Source organism: Vibrio splendidus 12E03, assembly GCF_000272105.2.
GTDB classification, from domain to species: domain Bacteria; phylum Pseudomonadota; class Gammaproteobacteria; order Enterobacterales; family Vibrionaceae; genus Vibrio; species Vibrio splendidus_I.
The window spans coordinates 1-2,637 of the sequence record NZ_AJZD02000353.1 but is presented as its reverse complement, the minus strand read 5'-3'; the positions used below and the strand labels follow the sequence as shown (position 1 = coordinate 2,637).

Genomic DNA, 2,637 nt, shown 5'->3' with positions numbered 1-2,637 from the left:
TATGCGCCCTCTTAATGCGTCTGACTTTCTTCTTTCTTTAACAATCCTATGGGATTGAAAGAGTCAGAAAGTCGGCATTAAACGGTGACGCAAGGAAGTACTTTGACGTGAAGTCAAAGCAAAGTTGTACGAGGTGAATCGGGAGTGAAAAGTCGAAAACCTTGTGTGTGGTAAGGGAGGGTATTGACGAGATTTGGTGTTATTCAGATTGTAAAAAATCGGCCAACTCGTAACCTTCATCAAGCAGACTTTGTAGATCTTGTGGTACTTCACCTTCACCATTCCAACGTTTGTTATCATCAAAAACGTAACAAAGTTTCGTTTTTTCAGTGGACGTTTTTTTTACTTTACGGGGTTTCTTGGAGGGCTTCATTAACGAAGCTAACTTGTCAAAGCTGAGCCCCTTCTCCAGAATTTGAGTGCGTATAGCTTCCAATTCTTGGCGTTCTTTTTCTTCGGCTTCCGCTGCTATTTGAGCGTTCAGCTCTTTCTCTTCTTTTACGCTTTGCAGTGTGTCTATAATGCGAGTCAGTTGTGTGAGCTCGGTGTCTTTAAAAAACACATTTGCTTGTCTTTTGTTGCTGAGCTTTTTGATGATGTTTTGCATGATCAATTCCTAATTGTAAGTGTATGAATGTTTTAATTGAAGAAGGTAGCCCATGAAGAATATAAAAATTCTATTTGCTTACTGTCACGAGCTTGAACGTAGTATTTCTATTAATGAAGCTAGGTTTGAGTTCTTCTCACAAAAGATCGAAGAAAGAAAACCATTCAAATTTTCATGTAGCGATCGACAGTGTGGAGTTTTGATGAGTGGTGTTAATTATCGCGTTATGCCGGAAGATGATGTGACGTTTAAGGCTGCGCATTATCGCTCTCCTCATCCTCACATGCCGAATTGTGAATGGAATCAATTTGCAGAGGACATGGAGCAAGAATGTAGTAATGAAACTGATGAAGTTCGGAACGAAAGACAAGTAAGAGCCAAACTAAAAGATCATATTAATCATTTCACTCCTTGGGCTGAAAATGATGATGGTACTAATGTGAGTCATGGTGGAACAGTATCTTCCGACTATCGTCTTAAGTCTGATGTTTCTCATAAGCAGGGGAATAAAAAGGACAATTCCAAATGGCAACAGTACACTAAAACTAATCAGCTCCAGCGCCTTACAGATACATGGCAAGATGCAAAAAATAAACTATCCAGTGATGAGCGAAGAGCTCTCCGTCTTCATGTTCCGCCTTATGGAAAAGTATATCTTTATCGATATATCACTCACATCAAGAACGGATTATCCAATCAATACGAGGGGGTTGTTTATGGTGGCGGCCTCTTAAAGAAACGTTATGGACGAGGATTTCTGTTTCAATTTTTTGACAAATATAATAATCAAGCCATTCACTTGTATGTTAGCAAAGAGGTTATGAATAATGGTAGGTTTGGGCACTATATCGATGAAGTGTTAAACACTGATAATGTGAAATATTTTCAAGTGTTTTTACTCAATCCCGCCATCTCAGAAAGAGAAAACGCACAAGGTAATACAATTATTAACCTTAACATAACGGACCTACGACAGTTGGTTATCTACTACGAACTGAAAACCAAAACTTCCGCAGAATCTAAATCTAAAGATAACTGTGGAGAGATATGAGCATGGTGAGCGAGTCTAGTGACAAAAATCATGATATCGGTCACGTCAGGTAAGGATATTTCCTTATGCGCTACTCGAATGTCATCACCAGTGATTGGCTGAATATTGAATTCTCCTTCATGTATGGTGAGAAGAAATATCTTATCGAGCTCATAATGAATGATGAGCTCTGTGATGGCACATCCTGCTCGATAGGTGGTCATGTTTATTTTGTTAATGTTGATGAAGTGCTTGAAAAAATCAGCCATCACCATTTGATTATGCTTTTCTCGCAGAATCAGGTCTCTAGAATTAATGTCAAATAAATGTTTGTTCATCATACGAATCAATCTCGTTTTTTAATGTGATTAATACTTCAATTGCACCGGCCGTACTCCAGCTTTCACTGCTGTAAGAGTCTAAGCGAGCGCGTTCGATATCCTCTTTGTGATTTTCCCAACAACCAATTTGCTTATCTATTTCGATGCGAAGCCGATTGATATCCTCTTCTTCAATTGCTCGCTGGGCAGCAATCAATATCAATACCGTGAGAGCAATATTGAGTGTCATTATCCCAATCTGATGCTGAAACGGGTGCATTATTGGGGGGCTCATGCTCGTAGCCATGCTTTGTGGCAAGAGCAATCACATTTCCCCTTTCGTCGTTAGGCAGACGTTCTAAAAGCGCATCGACGGATGATTGAAAGCGTTGGCTATAGAGTTCATAACTGAGTCCACAGCCTTGATGAGCCTCTTTGGCCAACTGCTCGATGAGTGATGGGTAATCTGGTTTTTCAATGGTCATGAATCTATCCTTTTAAGGGAGGAGTGAGTCGTTCCATTGAACTTAAATAATGGAACCAGTGTGCCATTCGTCACTTCCGCTATCTCCGTGATTTTTCGTCCGTAACGTTCATGCCTACTGGCATGAACGAACACATCAACGTTTCCGGTGATTTGCTTGTGTGCCAAATCAAAATCAATCATCCCTTGCGACGCG

General features: G+C 40.2%; 5 protein-coding genes and 1 pseudogene. 2 read left to right on the top strand and 4 right to left on the bottom strand.

The genetic code is table 11. The features are described 5' to 3' along the window. Nucleotides 1-199: 199 nt before the first annotated feature. Nucleotides 200-607, bottom strand: coding sequence for an H-NS family nucleoid-associated regulatory protein (locus A142_RS23040; RefSeq protein ID WP_019823076.1), 408 nt, complete (start codon nt 605-607; stop codon nt 200-202). A 52-nt stretch (nt 608-659) separates the two neighbouring features. Between A142_RS23040 and A142_RS23035 the strand changes: the two genes are divergently transcribed. After that, on the top strand, nt 660-1,658 hold the full coding sequence (locus tag A142_RS23035) for a hypothetical protein (RefSeq protein ID WP_019823074.1): 999 nt from the start codon (nt 660-662) through the stop codon (nt 1,656-1,658). A gap of 65 nt (nt 1,659-1,723) precedes the next feature. Beyond that, entirely contained in the window at nt 1,724-1,963 is a 240-nt protein-coding gene (locus A142_RS25040; RefSeq protein WP_019823071.1) for a hypothetical protein, read from the top strand. Here A142_RS25040 and A142_RS23025 read toward each other — a convergent pair. The 3 genes and pseudogenes from A142_RS23025 to A142_RS25340 all read right to left on the bottom strand — a co-directional run. Further along, nucleotides 1,956-2,174 carry a hypothetical protein gene (locus A142_RS23025; protein WP_019823069.1) on the bottom strand — a complete coding sequence of 73 codons (219 nt, stop codon included), beginning with the start codon at nt 2,172-2,174 and terminating at the stop codon, nt 1,956-1,958. The two genes, A142_RS25040 and A142_RS23025, sit on opposite strands and share 8 nt — an antisense overlap. Beyond that, on the bottom strand, nt 2,149-2,442 hold the full coding sequence (locus A142_RS23020) for a hypothetical protein (protein WP_019823067.1): 294 nt from the start codon (nt 2,440-2,442) through the stop codon (nt 2,149-2,151). The genes A142_RS23025 and A142_RS23020 overlap by 26 nt, the downstream gene beginning before the upstream one ends. Next, nucleotides 2,439-2,637: pseudogene (locus A142_RS25340) on the bottom strand (CpaF family protein); the annotation flags it as partial. The pseudogene A142_RS25340 and the gene A142_RS23020, both read right to left, overlap by 4 nt.